The sequence below is a fragment of the Micromonospora yasonensis genome (genome assembly GCF_026013475.1).
Taxonomy (GTDB): domain Bacteria; phylum Actinomycetota; class Actinomycetes; order Mycobacteriales; family Micromonosporaceae; genus Micromonospora; species Micromonospora yasonensis.
This window is the reverse complement of the sequence record NZ_JAPDPH010000013.1, coordinates 20,517-34,481: the sequence shown is the minus strand read 5'-3', so window position 1 is coordinate 34,481 and position 13,965 is coordinate 20,517. Positions and strand designations below refer to the sequence as shown.

The following is a 13,965-nucleotide window of genomic DNA, read 5'->3' as shown; positions in this document are numbered from 1 at the left end:
GCGCCGGGGCGGAGCGGGTGCCCCGCCCCGGCGTGACGTTCACCGCAGGTGGATCGTCCGCAGCCGGCCGACCTCGGCCATCCGCCGCTCGGCGAGCCGGTCCGCGGCCACCGCCGGCGGGACGCCGTCGTCGTCGGCGAGCCGGAGGATCTCCCGGGTGGTGTCGTAGATCCGGGTGGCCCGCAGCTTGGCCCGCTCGAAGTTGAAGCCCTCGATCTCGTCGGCGACCTGGATCACGCCGCCGGCGTTCACCACGTAGTCGGGGGTGTAGAGGATGCCCCGGTCGGCGAGGACCTTCTCGATGCCCGGGTGGGCGAGCTGGTTGTTCGCCGCGCCAGCGACCACCTTGGCCCGCAGCACCGGCACCGTGTCGTCGTTGAGGGCGCCGCCGAGCGCGCACGGGGCGTACACGTCGATGTCGGAGGCGACCAGGGTGGCGGTGTCGGCGACCAGCTCGACCTGCGGGTGGGTGGCGCGCACCCACTCCAGGGCCTTCGGGTTGACGTCGGTCGCCACGACCTCGGCCCCGTCCTCCAACAGGTGCGCGGTCAGGTACTTGCCGACCTTGCCCAGGCCGGCCACGCCGACCCGCCGGCCGGAGAGCGTCGGCGCGCCCCAGACGTGCTCGGCCGCGGCCCGCATGCCCTGGAAGACGCCCCAGGCGGTCAGGATCGAGGAGTCGCCGGCGCCGCCGTGCTCCACGCTGCGACCGGTGACGTACCTCGTCTCCCGGGCGATCACGTCCATGTCGGCGACGTAGGTGCCGACGTCGCAGGCGGTGTAGTAGCGCCCGGCCAGGGACTCCACGAAGCGCCCGTACGCGCGCAGCAGGGCCTCGCTCTTGATCCGCTCCGGGTCACCCCAGATGACCGCCTTGCCGCCGCCGAGGTCGAGACCGGCCAGAGCGTTCTTGTACGCCATTCCCCGCGAGAGGTCGAGCACGTCGGCGAGGGCCTCCTCCTCGCTGGCGTACGGGTAGAACCGGGTACCGCCGAGCGCGGGGCCCAGCGCGGTCGAGTAGATCCCGATGATCGCCTTCAGGCCGGACTGCTTGTCCTGGCAGAAAACGACCTGTTCGTGACCCGTGGATCCCGGGTCGTCGGTGCTCGCGAAAACGCCCATGGCTTACTCCTGTGATGGGTGCGCCCTTGTGGGGCGCGAACCTGGTTACCCGCCGGCGGGATGTTGCCGGTGCTGCTGAGCCTAATATCGGCCGAAGCGGTACTGTCGCGCACGTCACGGCCCCCCGTCGCGGCGACTGCGTACCAGTCCCGACTCGTGGGAGGATCGCGCCGTGCCGTCGCTCTTCGCTTCTTACCTGCGCGTGTACGAGCCGCTGACCGCCTTCGACCGGGAACGCCAGTCGTTCTGGCGCCGGTACGTCAGCGAGGGGCGGGCGATCGCCCCGCTCGAAGGCCCGGTACGGCAACGGACCGCGGTGATCGAGGCGCTCGGCGCGGGCTGGACCCGGCTGCCGGACCTGCCCGAAGAGGCGTACGTCCTGGAGACCGACGACACCCTGCTGGTCTGCCCGTGGAACCTGCGGGTCCGGGTCGCCGAGGCGGCGCTGAGCGCCCGGGACGGGGTGCCCGCGGTGCTGGCCGACGCCTTCGTCCCGCCGATCCTGGCCGGCCAGGCCAAGGCGGTGGTGGAGGACTGGCGCAGCGGGGCCCGGGTGCTGGAGCACGGGGTGCCCCGGGTGCACGAGCAGATCGCCACCTGGGGGGTGCCGCTGCGCTGGTTCGTGCTCTTCGAGGCGCGGGAGCGGCACCTGGTGACCGACCCGGCCCGGCGGGCGCTGCGCTACCGCACCGAGATCTCCAAGGCCCGCCGCCGCTCGTCCCGCGCGCTGTCGGTGCTGCGGAAGTCGGTCGGGGAGGCGCCGATCACCGAGGCGGTCGAGGAGGCCGCCCGCTGGCTGGAGGAGTTCCACCCACGCTCGGTGGTCGAGCTGGACTACGGCGGCCTGGTGCAGCTGCTGCCGGACGAGACCCTGGCGGCCGACGACTCGACCGAGCTGGTCGCCACCGGGCTGGCCGGGCTCTCCCGGGGTGAGGCGGAGGACGCCTCGGCGGCGTACGACAAGCTGGTTGCCCGGTGGCGGGCGGTGCAGCTGCTGGAGCGCTGTAACTAGGCGTTCACCCCGTGGCCCGAATTGCCCCTACCGAGGCCCTTCGATGCGAGAGTGTCTCGTAGTTGACGCATCACGAACCGTGATCATGAGTCCGAATAAGGTAGTTTCTGCGGCATAAAAGTCGTAAAAATCGGGCATGGTTCATCCGTCCGTCTAGGGACCTTCAGCCGTTCGGCCCATGTCGGACATCGGGGACTAGCCGGACCATGGGAGACGCGTCGGCCGGCGGGACCCCGGCCGATGTCTATACATGTGGAGGAGTGACCCCGATGGCATCGCGAACGCACGAACCAGAGCCGCTACTCACACCGGCCGAGGTGGCGTCGATGTTCCGTGTCGACCCGAAGACGGTTACCCGGTGGGCCAAGGCTGGCAAGCTCAGCGCCATCCGGACCCTGGGCGGCCACCGCCGATACCGCGAGTCGGAGGTCCGGGCCCTGCTGCAGGGGCAGATCCCCCAGCAGCGTCAGGGGGACTGAGGACCGGACGTTTTCCAGGCGTTCCGATCAGGGGCGGCCGGACGTACGCGAGAGCGACGATCCCGCCGCCCTTCGTCGTGTCCGGGCCCCTGGGCCATCTCCTAGTCCAGCACGATCCGCAGCCCGACCGTGCCGCCCTCACCCCGGCGCAGCCGGCTGCCCAGCAGGCTGAGCCGGCCGATCAGCCGGTACTTCTGCTTCAACAGGCCGCGGATCCGCCGGGTGGCCTCCGGGGCGAGGATCGACGCGTGCCCCGGCGCCGCCTCGCCGTGCGGCCGCCCGCGTACGTCGCACGGGGCCACCGTCACCCGACCGTCGCGCCGGATCCGCTTGACCTTGCCGGAGTCCGACACGGTCCACACCGCCAGCGCGTCGCCGTCCCGTACCGCCCAGACCGGCGTCGGCACCGCCCGACCGTCCTTCCGGAAGGTCGTGAGCAGCACGTATTTCTCCGCCCCGAGGCGGTCCAGGTCGGTCACGCCGCCCAGAATACGGCCGCGACAGGCCGGTCGAGTCCGGATAGCGTGATCGGCGTGAGCGCGAGGAGTGAGCCGGGTCTGCGAGCCCCGCAGTCGCGAACAGAGACAGCGCCGTGAGCGCGAGGAGTGAGCCGGGTCTGCGAGCCCCGCAGTCGCGAACAGAGACAGCGGCGTGACCGGGGAACCCACGATCGGCGACGTGTTCGGCGAGATGATCCGGGACGCGTACGCCGTGGCCACCGGGATCGGGCCCCGGCCGCTGGCCGGCGGGCGGCTGCCCCGGCCGGTCATCGAGATCATCGAGCGGGACGACGGCCTGGTCAACGGGGCGCCCGCCGCCCACTACCTGGACCCGCCCGGGTTCTGGCAGCCGCACGACCACCGGGCCGTGGCCCGGGTACGCGGGCACGTGCTGGACGTCGGCGTCGGCGCCGGCCGGATCGCGCTGCACCTGCAGGAGCAGCGGGTACCGGTCACCGGGCTGGACACCTCGGCCGGCGCGCTGCGGGTCTGCCGCCACCGTGGCGTCCGCGACCTAGTGCACGGCACGGTCGACGAGCACGTCGCCGACGGCCGGCGGTACGACACCTTCCTGCTGCTCGGCAACAATCTCGGGCTGATCGAGGGGCGGGCGCGGGCACCGGGCTTCCTGGCCGCCCTCGCCGCGCTGGCCCGCCCCGGCGCGCAGGTGATCGCGCACGGCACCGACCCCTACGGCACCACCGACCCGGTGCACACGGGCTACCACGAGTTCAACCGGCGGCGCGGCCGGCTGGGCGGGCAGCTCCGGTTGCGGCTGCGCTACCGGCTGCTCGGCACCGAGTGGTTCGACTACCTGGTGTGCACGGTCGACGAACTCGCCGAACTGGTCCACGGCTCGCCGTGGCACCTGGCCGACGTCGACGACCGGGACCACCCGTACTACCTGGCCACGCTCCGGCTGAGAGGTTAGGAGGGGCCCCTTGTTATCGCCTGGGCGTCAACCGGGGCCCCCTCCTTTCACACCTGCACGGTCGGCGTGGTCTGCTCGGGCGGGAGGCCGCCATCGCCGTCCACCACCTCGTCCGGGGTGCCGTCCTCGTCGATGTCGACCATGGTGATGTCCACCTGGCCGTCACCGTCGGTGTCGAACTGGAAGAGGTCGGCCTTCCCGTCGCCGTCGGTGTCCACCACCCACACGTCGGTCTTCCCGTCGTTGTTGGTGTCCGCGCGCAGCAGGTCCACCCGCTCCTCGCCGCGGGTCTCCACGGTCTCGGTGCGCTCCGCGCTCTCCGGTGCCTGACTCATCTCGGTCCTTCCGTCGGCGTTGGAGGCCGTCTGTACCCGATCCGGCGCGCCCCCACGCATGCCGCCCGGGCCGGCCCTGCATAGGGTCGCACCCATGAACGAGCGGAGCGGGCGGCCCGGCGCGGCGGAGACCCCGCGCGTCACCGTACGCGGCGAGGGGACGTCATGAGTGGTCGATTTGTGGTCGTCGGGGCCGGCACGATGGGCCTCGGCATCGCGTACGTGGCGGCCGGCGCGGGCTACGCGGTCGAGCTGGTCGAGGTGGACGCGGAACGCGGTGCCGCCGCCGTGCGGCGCCTGGGCGAGCTGTGGGAGCGCGGGGTCCAGCGCGGCAAGCTGACCGCCGAGGAGGCGACGGTGAACCGGCAGCGGGTCAGCCTGCGGGCTGGCCTCGCCGAGGTCGCCGAGGGGCCGGACGTGATCGTCGAGGCGGTCCCCGAGCAGCTCGACCTCAAGCGGGCGGTGCTCCGGGAGGCGGCCGCCCGGCGGCCCGCCCTGCTCGGCAGCAACACCTCCAGCATCCCGATCGCCGAGCTGGCCGAGGGGCTGGACCGCCCCGCGGACTTCCTCGGGCTGCACTTCTTCAACCCGGTCTGGGCGATGGCGCTGCTGGAGATCGTGGTGGGCCCGGCCACCGCCGCCGGCACCACCGAGGCGGCCGTCGCGCTCGCCGGGCGGCTCGGCAAGGACCCCGTCGTCGTACGCGACATGCCCGGCTTCGCCACCTCCCGGCTCGGGGTCACGCTCGGGCTGGAGGCGATCCGGATGGTCGCCGACGGGGTGGCCAGCCCGGCCGACATCGACAAGGCGATGGTGCTCGGCTATCGGCACCCGGTGGGTCCGCTGGAGCTGACCGACCTGGTCGGGCTGGACGTCCGGCTCGACATCGCGCGCACCCTCCAGGCCGCGTACGGGGACCGGTTCGCGCCGCCGCCGCTGCTGGTGGAGATGGTGGCCGCCGGCAAGCTCGGCAAGAAGTCCGGCCAGGGCTTCTACACCTGGAAGGACGGTGTCCGACAGTGAGCGGGCTGCGGATCGAGGAGCTGCCGGACCGGCTGGTGGTCACCCTGGACCGGCCGGAGAAGCGCAACGCCATCGACGCCGACCTGGTCGCCGAGCTGCACGCGGTCTGCGCGGAGTTGGAGGCGCGGCCCCGGTTGCTGCTGCTCACCGGCGGGGCGGAGGGCATCTTCGCCGGCGGGGCGGACATCGGCCAGCTCCGCGAGCGCGGTCGGCTGGACGCCCTGGCCGCCATCAACCAGGCCGCCTTCGCCCGGGTCCGGGCGCTGCCGATGCCGACTGTGGCGGCCGTGGACGGCCCGGCGCTGGGCGGCGGCGCCGAGCTGGCGTACGCCTGTGACCTGCGGGTCTGCACGGCGCGGGCGGTTTTCGGCCAGCCCGAGGTGCGGCTGGGCATCCTGGCCGGGGCGGGCGCGACCCACCGCCTGCCGGCCCTGATCGGCGAGGCCCGGGCCAAGGAGCTGCTCTTCACCGGCCGGCGGGTGGACGCCGACGAGGCGTTGCGGATCGGGCTGGTGAACCGGGTGGTGGCCGAGCCGGCCGAGCTGCTGCCCACCGCGCACGCCCTGCTCGACGAGATCGCGAAGGGCTCGGCGCTGGCGGTACGGCTGACCAAGCTGGCCGTGGACGCCCCGCCGGCCGCGCACCCCCAGCTCGACCTGCTCGGCCAGGCGGTGCTCTTCGAGGACGAGGAGAAGCACCGGCGGATGACCGAGTTCCTGGAGCGGCGCCGGTCCCGCTGAGCGCCGGCAAGAGAACGAGGGCCGCACCGGTTCGGCCGGTGCGGCCCCCGTCGTCGTCAGGTCAGTGCCGGATCTGCACCCCGGCGTCGGCCAGCGCGGTGATCACGTGCGCGGATTCACCGAAGCCGATCACCAGCACCGCGTCCGCGCCGAAGTCCTTGATCTGCTTGGCGCCGTCGCCGAAGTCGACCGGCGGCGCCTTGGCGTCGGCCGGCGGCGCGTAGGTGAGCAGCTTGACCCCGTCCCCGCCCAGGCCGGCCCGCTCCAGTTCGGCGCGGACGTTCTCCTGCAGGCCCTCGCCGTAGGAGTCCTTACGGGCGACGATGGCGATCTTGTGCGGGCCGTCCCGCAGTATCACGTCGGCCAGCGCCCGCCCCTGGAGGATGTCCGACGGGGCGGTACGGAAGTAGAGGCCCTTGTCGTCGATCGTGGTCAGCCCGGCGTCCGTGTTGGACGGGGAGAAGAGGACCCGGCCGGCGGCCACCACGTCGGGCAGCACGGCCCGGGAGATGCCGGACGCGCCCGCACCGATGATGACGTGCACGCCCTTGCCGATGTGCGAGGCGACCGTCGCCTTCGCGACCTGCGGGTTGGTGCCGTCGTCGCCCTCGATCCAGACCATCGGCTCGCCGAGCACCCCGCCGCCGGCGTTGATGTCCTTGACCGCCAGCGCCACACCGGCCGCCATCGGCGGGTACGCCAGCGCCAGGTCACCGGTCTTCGGCAGCAGCCCGCCGAGGACCAGCGGGGCACCCGCCTCCTTGCCCGGCTTGCCGCGCTGCTTCTTCCCGCGTGGGGGAGCCTTGGTGCTTGCGGCGGACTCGTCGCCGGCGCCGACGAACTCGGTCTTTCCGTCGTCGATCTTCTCGTTGTCGAAGTGCTGGGTGGCGTAGCTGGCGGTGGCCGGCTCACCGGCGTCGGTGAACCCGGCCCGGTTCAGCGACACCCCCCGGTACTCGATGTCCTGCCCGGCGCGGGCGAGCTGGAGGCAGGTCGCCGCATCCTCGCACCGCTCACCGCTGGTGGTCACCCCGACGATCTGCTTGGCGATCTCGGCAGGGTCGGTGGTGCCGGCGAGCTGGGCGGCGAGCGCGCTGATCACGACGGCGTCGTACGTCTCGCCGGAGTAGAGGTAGTCCTTCAGCTCCGGGTCTACGGTGCGTAGCCGATCCTTGAAGGTCTCCGGCAGCGGCGTGAGCGGGATGGTGCCCTTCATGCCGTTGACGAGGTCCCTACGGTCCTTGAACTCATCAACGTACGAGTTCTGCATGTTGCCGTCGGTGCCGTAGAGGCGCACCTGGGTGGTGGTGGCCGCCCCCTCGGGCTTGTCGCTCCCGCAGGCGCTGGTGGCGAGCAGGAGCGCCGCGCAGGCCATGGACATGGCCGCGCGCGACGCGCGTGATACGAGCATGGTCGTCCTTCCTCCGGCGAAGGTCCGCTGCGCACATTAGCGTGCCGGCGGTGGCCGTGGGACTGTGGAGGGCGCTCCGTCGGTAGCTTGACTGCGGGTATCACCGAGGGTGACGGCGAGGCTGTTTCGGGGTCACCGCTTGACCCTCGGTCCTACTGTTCGGCGGGTGACCGACGAAGCACAGCAGACGCTGGACGACGCGACCGCCGTGCTCCGTTCGGCCCTGGCCGGCGACGGCGACGCGGTGGTCGGCACCTTCGACGCGGTGGTGGACCGCTCCGGGCTGGCCGGCGCGTACGGGGTGGCCTGGTGCCTGGCCGCCGCCATGGTCGGCGACGACGCCCCGGCCGGCGGTGCCGCCCTCGACTTCCCCGGCATCGACCAGGCCTCCTACGACACCCGCTGGGTGGCCCGTTTCGTCAGCGCGTACGCCAACGACGACGCCGACACCGGGGAGGCGCTGTTCGGCGCCGCAATGGCCGACGGGTTGCTGCCCGACTGCCTGCTCACCCTCGCCGGGTCGACGGTGGCCACGTTGCGGAGCCGGGCCGGCTGACCGCACGGGGTGCCGGAGGGGCCGCCGGCGGTGCCTGTGGTAGCTCTGGTGCATGTCCGAGGCGATGCTCAGCAAGGTGCGCAAGCTGCTCGCCCAGGCCGAGGACCCGGCCTGCACGCCCGCCGAGTCGGCCGCGTTCATGGCCAAGGCGACCGAACTGATCGCGCGCTACGGCGTCGACCGGGCGCTGCTCGCCGCCCGGGAGCCGGCCACCGACCCGGTCGGCGACCGCGTGGTCGAGGTCGTCGCCCCGTACGCCCGGGACAAGGCCGGGCTGCTCGCCGCAGTCACCGACCCGTTGCGCTGCCGCTGCGTACGACGCCGGCAGGGCAGCGGTTTCGCGATGCACCTCTTCGGCTTCGCCAGCGACCTGGAGCGGGTCGAGCTGCTCTTCACCTCGCTGCTGGTCCAGGCCGCACACGGGCTGGCTGGCACCGCCGTACCGGCCGGGGAGCAGCCGGCCGCGTTCCGGCGTACCTGGCTGGCCGGCTTCGCGCACGTGGTGGCGGAGCGGCTGCGCTCGGCCGAGGCCGGCGCCGTCGCCGGGTCCGGGGTGCCCTCGGTGGCCCTGGTGCTCGCCGACCGCTCCGACCGCGTCCAGCGCCGGCTCGCCGAGGTCTATCCCCGGCTGCGTACCGCGCCGGCCCGCCGGCTCGCCGGCACCGGCTTCGGTTCAGGAGCCGAGGCGGGACGCCGGGCCGACCTGGGCGGCACGGGCGTGACCGGCGGCGCCGCTGCGCGTGGCCTCGGGCACTGACGGGCCGCCTCGACCGGCTCGCGTCCGCATCGGCAGCGGTGCCGGGTTTCCGCGGGTTGCCCTCGCTCAGGCCGCGGCGCGGGTGACCGTGGCGAGGTAGCGGCGGAGCAGTTCGTGCCAGCCGGCGGTGAGCGCCTCGCGGTAGCCCTCGGCGGCCTCGCCGTGCCGGTCGAAGTTGCGGTGCTCGACCTCGACCCGGGTCCGGTCCGGTCCGTCCGGCAGGAAGAGCACCTCGACCTCGCTGGCCCGTGCCGGTTCGGGCACCGGCACCCGGTCCGGCCCGATCTGCCAGGTGAACACCAGCCGGCGGGGCGGGTCCCAGGTGAGCACCCGACCGAAGTCGTTCCGGAAACCGTACGGGCCGATCTCGTAGAGCATGCCGCCGGAGCGGGGCTCGACGCCCAGCTCGGCCAGGGCGTCCGGCCCGGACCAGGTGTACTCCCGTACCCACCAGTCGGTCAGCGAGCCGGTGAAGACGGCGAACGCCCGCTCGGCGGACGTGGGGGCGAGGAGGCGGCAGCGGAGGGAGAAACGGTCGAACTCCTGGCGGACCTCATCCGGGCCGGCCATCTCCTGTCCCATAGGCCCGGACCATACCGGCTGATGCCCGGCTGCGCAGCTTCGCGCGTGCTCGCTCTCCGACGTGCTCCCGACACTGTTCGTCGCCGGCTCTGCGGGCCTCGGCGCCGTGGCCGGCCGACCCGGTCTTCGCGCCAAGACGGGAGACACCCGTTCCGGCACAACGCAGAGCGCCGACCGGCGTTTCCGCTGGTCGGCGCTCTGGTAGCCCGGCGAAAGGCTATGTGGCCAGGGGCGGGGTCGAACCGCCGACCTTCCGATTTTCAGGCACCCGCATTTCCGCAGGTCAGACAGCCGCCGCACCCCGTCGTGCAACGGCCCATGCAACTAGGTGCTCTGCCTCTCGATCCAGTCGCGGTACCACTGGGCGAAAGTGATACGGGGATGGTGTGGCAGCCAGGCCGGCGTCAAGCCGCGACCGTCGGCGCGATGGTCGAGCCAGATGTGGCCACGTTCGGGGCCAGTGACGATGAGCAATGCCCGCAGGCCGCAGCCTTCTTCGCAGATCGGGATCGCACCGTATGTGCGCCGGGGGTCGAACACGATGCTGTCGTGCCGGTCATGCCACGTCTGCACCGCAGCTTCGTAGTTGGCCTGTGTCGCGAACGCGAACCAGTCGGGATAGGCCGCTTCCAGCTCTGCCTGCACACGCCAGTCGGAGGTGCGCAGCGGGAAGGGGTCGGCCAGGTTGACCGGCCGGTGTTCGTATCCCTCGCCGCGCCATGCCCATCGACCCTCAACCTTGCCTACGGGAGTGATCCCGTAAGACGGTCCAGGCCCACCGCGTCCGACATGAAGGAGGAACTGCTGGTAATCGTTAGGCAGCTCGGCACCAATCTGCTGCTGCAGATCGTCCAACTCTCCTGACGTCAATGTTGGTTCAAGATCCCGCCACATCTGCTCCACCGACGGCGTCATCCGGAGGACCCGTTCCCGGATCTCATGCCAGTTGATCGGCTGCATTGGCCCAGCGTAGGGCCGAGCCTTGGACGACGATGAGGTCGCCGCTTGGTTGGTGGGTGGCTGGGTCGCGTTGTCATGGGGCACGGCTCACTAGCTCCGCATCGTGATGTGTCGGGGCAGCCGTGCGACATCCCCGTGCGCGGCGAGCTCGGACAGGGCTTTGGCTATCTCCCGGTCGCGTCCGTTCACGGCATGCAGGTAGCGACGAGCAGCCGCCATGGACGAGTGACCCAACCGCTTCATCAGGTCAGCGAGGGTCGCGCCAGTCTGTGCGGCGAGGGTCTGCCCGGTGTGCCGCAGGTCGTGGAAGGTCAGGCCATCCAGACCCACCTGCTTCCGCGCCCGGACGAACGCCTGATACAAGCTGTCCCTCCGCAGCGGCGACCCGTCGCGGCTGACGAACAGTCGGCCTTTGCCCGCGTACTCATCAAGGCGGCCCGCAAAGCGGGCCGCGCCGGCCCGGCCCCGGCCTGCTGGCGACCTCCGGCCGGCATCGGCCGGGCCAGCCGGCCACGCTGGCGGACGGCAAGAGCTGTTTGCCCTCCGGGCAGGGATCTTCGACAGAGACGGGGAAGCCCGTCCGGACGGTGCGGTAGTCGGTGGTTGCGCGGGTCGCCATCTCCACCATGAGTCCCAGGCAGAGCCGAGCAGACCAGGGGCCAGGGTGCCAAGGTCGTTCGTCCGGTAGGGCGCTCCACCTTGTCACCCTGGCCCCTGGCCCCTGGCCTACTCCACGGTGTGTGGGACTCACGGCGGAGATGGCTCTGAGGCCCGCCGTGCTGGTCAAGCGGGAAGGCTGCCCGGCTCAGGGGAGTCCGTAGAGCCGGTTGAGGTCGAGTAGGTGGTGGCCGAGGACCGAGGAGGCATGTAGGTCGAGCACGAGGACCAGGAACACGTTGGGTGTCTCGCAGGCGATGAGGACGTGTTGGTGCGCCCCGTCCGGCATCTGCCAAGCGTGGGTGACCCGGCCTTGGGAGAAGTCGTGCCCGTTGAAGTCGCCTTGGGGGATGGAGTCGAAGTAGGGCCAGAAGTCGAAGGGGGGTACCTGGTCCGGACCCACTCTTGTGGGGTGGGGTCCCATCGTTGCCTTGTACTCGTCGTCAGTTAGTAGCGGTGGCACCAGAAAAGGATGCCTGGTTCATGGGTCGCGATGCGAGCAGGCGGAACGCGTCGCGGGCGATGTAGCGCTTGAGGCATCGCATGATCTCGGTGTCTGGGAGCCACGCGTGGGAGCCACCGGGGCGGACTGGACCGGACGGGACGGGACCTATCGAGTTGCCGAGCGCTTGAGGACCAGGACCAGGCGGACGGCATCGGACGGCCTTGGCATGCTCTTGGGAATCTACGGATGAGGTGGTCAGCGCCGGCCGGTCGTACAGCCATCCGTACAGCCAAGGAGAGCGGCAGTGGCCGACGACGCCCGACACCCAAGGACAGGCTGAACAGGGGCGCGATGGCCTGACCAGTCATCCGCGATCTTCTTCTAACCCCAAGGCCCGTCCAGGCCGATGCCCGACGAGGAGATCCGCTAACGGCGGGGTTGAAGAAAGGGACGGCAAGAGGTCTACTGCCCCGATGGTGATCAAGCCAGGATGCTTCACCTGTGAGAACACCGCCCGGTTTGACGAGCTGCCACCGCGGGAGCGGATTGCGGCCGATGAGCACTGGCGTGCGGCGCACGCAGTAGGTACCGGGCTGCCAGGCTGGCTCGTGCTCGTTCCGCACCGTCACGTGCTCACAATCGCTGACCTGACTGATGTCGAAGCCGCCGGGTTGGGCTACTGGCAGGTCCGCCTGTCGCGAGCGCTGCAAGCCGTGACGGGCTGCGCGAAAACGTACGTCGTGCAGTTCGCGGAGGCAGAGGGCTTTGGTCACGTCCACTTCCACGTGATCCCACGGCCGGCTGATCTGCCAGCCGACCGACGCGGACCGAACGTGTTCGGGTTTCTGGGACAGCCGGACGGCCAGGCGATCAGCGCCGGCCAGATGGACGCCGTAGCGGTGGCCTTGACCGAGTGGCTGCAACAGCGCGGCGAAGGGCTCATGTGAGGCGAGCCACAGCATGACGGTTTGGCTCCCCACCCCCGGCGCGCTCCGTCGTGCAATCCACGTGCAACAAGGAGCGGCGACCAGTGGGATTCCGGGGTCAACGAGGGTCAGACCGGACACGTGGCATCTGGGGGCGCAAAGCAGAACGCCGACCGGCGTTTCCGCTGGTCGGCGTTCCTGTAGCCCGGCGAAAGGCTATGTGGCCAGGGGCGGGGTCGAACCGCCGACCTTCCGATTTTCAGTCGGACGCTCGTACCAACTGAGCTACCTGGCCGTGGTGCTCGGCTCATGCTACCGCACAGGCCGATACGCAGAACGCCGCGCATGCGGGGCGCGGCGTCAGCGCTTGCGGTCCTGACGGGACTTGAACCCGCGACCTCCGCCTTGACAGGGCGGCGAGCACTCCGACTGCTCCACAGGACCTAGCTGGTGTTGCATCCGGTCTGAGCCGGACCGTGCCCCCAACGGGATTCGAACCCGTGCTACCGCCTTGAAAGGGCGGCGTCCTGGGCCGCTAGACGATGAGGGCGGCCCCGCCATCATTGCACACTCGCAACTTCAAGCGGACTTGCTCCCATCCGGCCCCGCCGGAGGCATGAGAAGCATATGTCATGCCTCCCCGGGCGACCAAACCGGTATGGCTACCGGCACACCAGCGGACGAAATTGCAGCTCAGAGGGGGGTGTCACCGGAGCCTGGAGATCCCGTACCGCCGCCGGAGGTCGGGAATCAGGGTCCGGCAGGCGGCCACTGTCTGGCTCCGGTCGCCTCCCGCGTCGTGCATCAGCACGACCGAGCCGGGGCGGGCCGCCGACTCCACCCGCTTGATGATCGTCTTCGCCGGCGGGCGGTCCCAGTCCTGCGGGTCGACGCTCCAGTGCAGCGGGCGCATGCCGAGTTGGCCCGCCACCGCCACCTCCTCGGGGGTCCACCGGCCGCCGGGCTGACGGAACCAGCTGATCTTGGCCTTCGGTACGGCGGCCCGGATCGCCTGGTTGGTGCGCACCAGGTCGGCGCGGATCTGCGCCACCGGGCGCCGGCCCAGGTCCATGTCGTGCCGCCAGCTGTGGTTGCACAGCTGGTGGCCCTCCCGGACGATCCGCGCCACCAGCTGCGGATAGCGCCGGGCCTCCTTGCCCACCAGGCAGAACGTCGCGGTGACGTGGGCCGCCCGGAGCTGGTCGAGGATCTGTGGCGTCCAGCGCGGGTTCGGACCGTCGTCGAAGGTGAGCGCCACCCCCTGGTCTCCGCTGTGCCGGTGCAGCCCGGCGGGCAGGTTCTTAGGCAGCGGGCGCAGCTGCGGCTTCGGCGGGGTGCGGCTGGGCCGGGGCGTGGGCGTGGGCTTCGGCTTCGGGGTGGCCGAGGCGGCGGGCGGGGCACCGGCCCGGGACGGGGTCTTGCCAGGTTCGCCGCAGCCGGCCAGGAGCAGGACCAGGCCGACGGCGAGCGCCAGCACGGCACGTGGACGCATCGTTGGCTCCCGCAGAGGGGTCGGGGTATGCGGACTT

At 71.4% G+C, this 13,965-nt stretch carries 17 protein-coding genes and 3 tRNA genes; 8 read left to right on the top strand and 12 right to left on the bottom strand.

Annotated features, from left to right (window positions below):
- Window positions 1-39 precede the first annotated feature (39 nt).
- On the bottom strand, window positions 40-1,122 hold the full coding sequence (locus ONA70_RS05185) for a Glu/Leu/Phe/Val family dehydrogenase (protein ID WP_265005171.1): 1,083 nt from the start codon (window positions 1,120-1,122) through the stop codon (window positions 40-42).
- 172 nt (window positions 1,123-1,294) lie between these two features.
- On the opposite strand from ONA70_RS05185, the gene ONA70_RS05180 reads away from it, so the two are divergent.
- Window positions 1,295-2,134 (top strand): hypothetical protein, encoded by an 840-nt coding sequence (locus tag ONA70_RS05180; protein ID WP_265005170.1) that lies wholly within the window; start codon window positions 1,295-1,297, stop codon window positions 2,132-2,134.
- A gap of 269 nt (window positions 2,135-2,403) precedes the next feature.
- Window positions 2,404-2,613: a BldC family transcriptional regulator gene (locus ONA70_RS05175; RefSeq protein ID WP_007073996.1), complete on the top strand. Its 210-nt coding sequence runs from the start codon at window positions 2,404-2,406 to the stop codon at window positions 2,611-2,613.
- A gap of 101 nt (window positions 2,614-2,714) precedes the next feature.
- Here the strand turns inward: ONA70_RS05175 and ONA70_RS05170 are convergent, their stop codons facing one another.
- Window positions 2,715-3,092, bottom strand: a complete 378-nt coding sequence (locus tag ONA70_RS05170) for a PPOX class F420-dependent oxidoreductase (RefSeq protein ID WP_265005169.1) — start codon at window positions 3,090-3,092, stop codon at window positions 2,715-2,717.
- Between the two features lie 172 nt (window positions 3,093-3,264).
- On the opposite strand from ONA70_RS05170, the gene ONA70_RS05165 reads away from it, so the two are divergent.
- Window positions 3,265-4,044 carry a class I SAM-dependent methyltransferase gene (locus ONA70_RS05165; protein WP_265005168.1) on the top strand — a complete coding sequence of 260 codons (780 nt, stop codon included), beginning with the start codon at window positions 3,265-3,267 and terminating at the stop codon, window positions 4,042-4,044.
- A 47-nt stretch (window positions 4,045-4,091) separates the two neighbouring features.
- Here the strand turns inward: ONA70_RS05165 and ONA70_RS05160 are convergent, their stop codons facing one another.
- On the bottom strand, window positions 4,092-4,379 hold the full coding sequence (locus ONA70_RS05160; RefSeq protein WP_265005167.1) for a hypothetical protein: 288 nt from the start codon (window positions 4,377-4,379) through the stop codon (window positions 4,092-4,094).
- Window positions 4,380-4,544: 165 nt separating this feature from the next.
- Between ONA70_RS05160 and ONA70_RS05155 the strand changes: the two genes are divergently transcribed.
- Together ONA70_RS05155 and ONA70_RS05150 are read left to right on the top strand one after the other, a co-directional pair.
- Window positions 4,545-5,402: a 3-hydroxyacyl-CoA dehydrogenase family protein gene (locus ONA70_RS05155; RefSeq protein WP_265005166.1), complete on the top strand. Its 858-nt coding sequence runs from the start codon at window positions 4,545-4,547 to the stop codon at window positions 5,400-5,402.
- On the top strand, window positions 5,399-6,142 hold the full coding sequence (locus ONA70_RS05150) for an enoyl-CoA hydratase/isomerase family protein (protein WP_265005165.1): 744 nt from the start codon (window positions 5,399-5,401) through the stop codon (window positions 6,140-6,142). Before ONA70_RS05155 ends, ONA70_RS05150 begins: the two co-directional genes overlap by 4 nt.
- Window positions 6,143-6,203: 61 nt before the next feature.
- Here the strand turns inward: ONA70_RS05150 and ONA70_RS05145 are convergent, their stop codons facing one another.
- Window positions 6,204-7,553: an ABC transporter substrate-binding protein gene (locus tag ONA70_RS05145; protein WP_265005164.1), complete on the bottom strand. Its 1,350-nt coding sequence runs from the start codon at window positions 7,551-7,553 to the stop codon at window positions 6,204-6,206.
- A gap of 166 nt (window positions 7,554-7,719) precedes the next feature.
- Here ONA70_RS05145 and ONA70_RS05140 point away from each other — a divergent pair, with 166 nt between their 5' ends.
- Both ONA70_RS05140 and ONA70_RS05135 read left to right on the top strand, forming a co-directional pair.
- Window positions 7,720-8,109: a hypothetical protein gene (locus ONA70_RS05140; protein WP_265005163.1), complete on the top strand. Its 390-nt coding sequence runs from the start codon at window positions 7,720-7,722 to the stop codon at window positions 8,107-8,109.
- A 52-nt stretch (window positions 8,110-8,161) separates the two neighbouring features.
- Complete coding sequence (locus ONA70_RS05135) at window positions 8,162-8,866, top strand: DUF2786 domain-containing protein (RefSeq protein WP_265005162.1); 705 nt, start codon at window positions 8,162-8,164, stop codon at window positions 8,864-8,866.
- Between the two features lie 66 nt (window positions 8,867-8,932).
- On the opposite strand, the gene ONA70_RS05130 is transcribed toward ONA70_RS05135, so the two are convergent.
- The 4 genes from ONA70_RS05130 to ONA70_RS05115 all read right to left on the bottom strand — a co-directional run bounded on the left by ONA70_RS05130 (window position 8,933) and on the right by ONA70_RS05115 (window position 11,468).
- Window positions 8,933-9,448 (bottom strand): SRPBCC family protein, encoded by a 516-nt coding sequence (locus ONA70_RS05130; protein WP_265005161.1) that lies wholly within the window; start codon window positions 9,446-9,448, stop codon window positions 8,933-8,935.
- 324 nt (window positions 9,449-9,772) lie between these two features.
- Window positions 9,773-10,408 (bottom strand): SMI1/KNR4 family protein, encoded by a 636-nt coding sequence (locus tag ONA70_RS05125; RefSeq protein WP_265005160.1) that lies wholly within the window; start codon window positions 10,406-10,408, stop codon window positions 9,773-9,775.
- Window positions 10,409-10,498: 90 nt separating this feature from the next.
- Window positions 10,499-10,813: a tyrosine-type recombinase/integrase gene (locus ONA70_RS05120; protein ID WP_406601145.1), complete on the bottom strand. Its 315-nt coding sequence runs from the start codon at window positions 10,811-10,813 to the stop codon at window positions 10,499-10,501.
- 400 nt (window positions 10,814-11,213) lie between these two features.
- Complete coding sequence (locus ONA70_RS05115; protein WP_265005159.1) at window positions 11,214-11,468, bottom strand: hypothetical protein; 255 nt, start codon at window positions 11,466-11,468, stop codon at window positions 11,214-11,216.
- A gap of 515 nt (window positions 11,469-11,983) precedes the next feature.
- On the opposite strand from ONA70_RS05115, the gene ONA70_RS05110 reads away from it, so the two are divergent.
- Window positions 11,984-12,457 carry an HIT family protein gene (locus ONA70_RS05110; RefSeq protein ID WP_265005158.1) on the top strand — a complete coding sequence of 158 codons (474 nt, stop codon included), beginning with the start codon at window positions 11,984-11,986 and terminating at the stop codon, window positions 12,455-12,457.
- 200 nt (window positions 12,458-12,657) lie between these two features.
- Here the strand turns inward: ONA70_RS05110 and ONA70_RS05105 are convergent.
- The 4 genes from ONA70_RS05105 to ONA70_RS05090 form a co-directional block, all read right to left on the bottom strand.
- A tRNA-Phe gene (locus ONA70_RS05105) sits at window positions 12,658-12,731 on the bottom strand.
- Window positions 12,732-12,806: 75 nt separating this feature from the next.
- Window positions 12,807-12,880 (bottom strand) — tRNA-Asp (locus ONA70_RS05100).
- Between the two features lie 33 nt (window positions 12,881-12,913).
- A tRNA-Glu gene (locus tag ONA70_RS05095) sits at window positions 12,914-12,986 on the bottom strand.
- A gap of 156 nt (window positions 12,987-13,142) precedes the next feature.
- Window positions 13,143-13,928, bottom strand: coding sequence for a polysaccharide deacetylase family protein (locus ONA70_RS05090; RefSeq protein WP_265005157.1), 786 nt, complete (start codon window positions 13,926-13,928; stop codon window positions 13,143-13,145).
- Window positions 13,929-13,965: the final 37 nt, after the last annotated feature.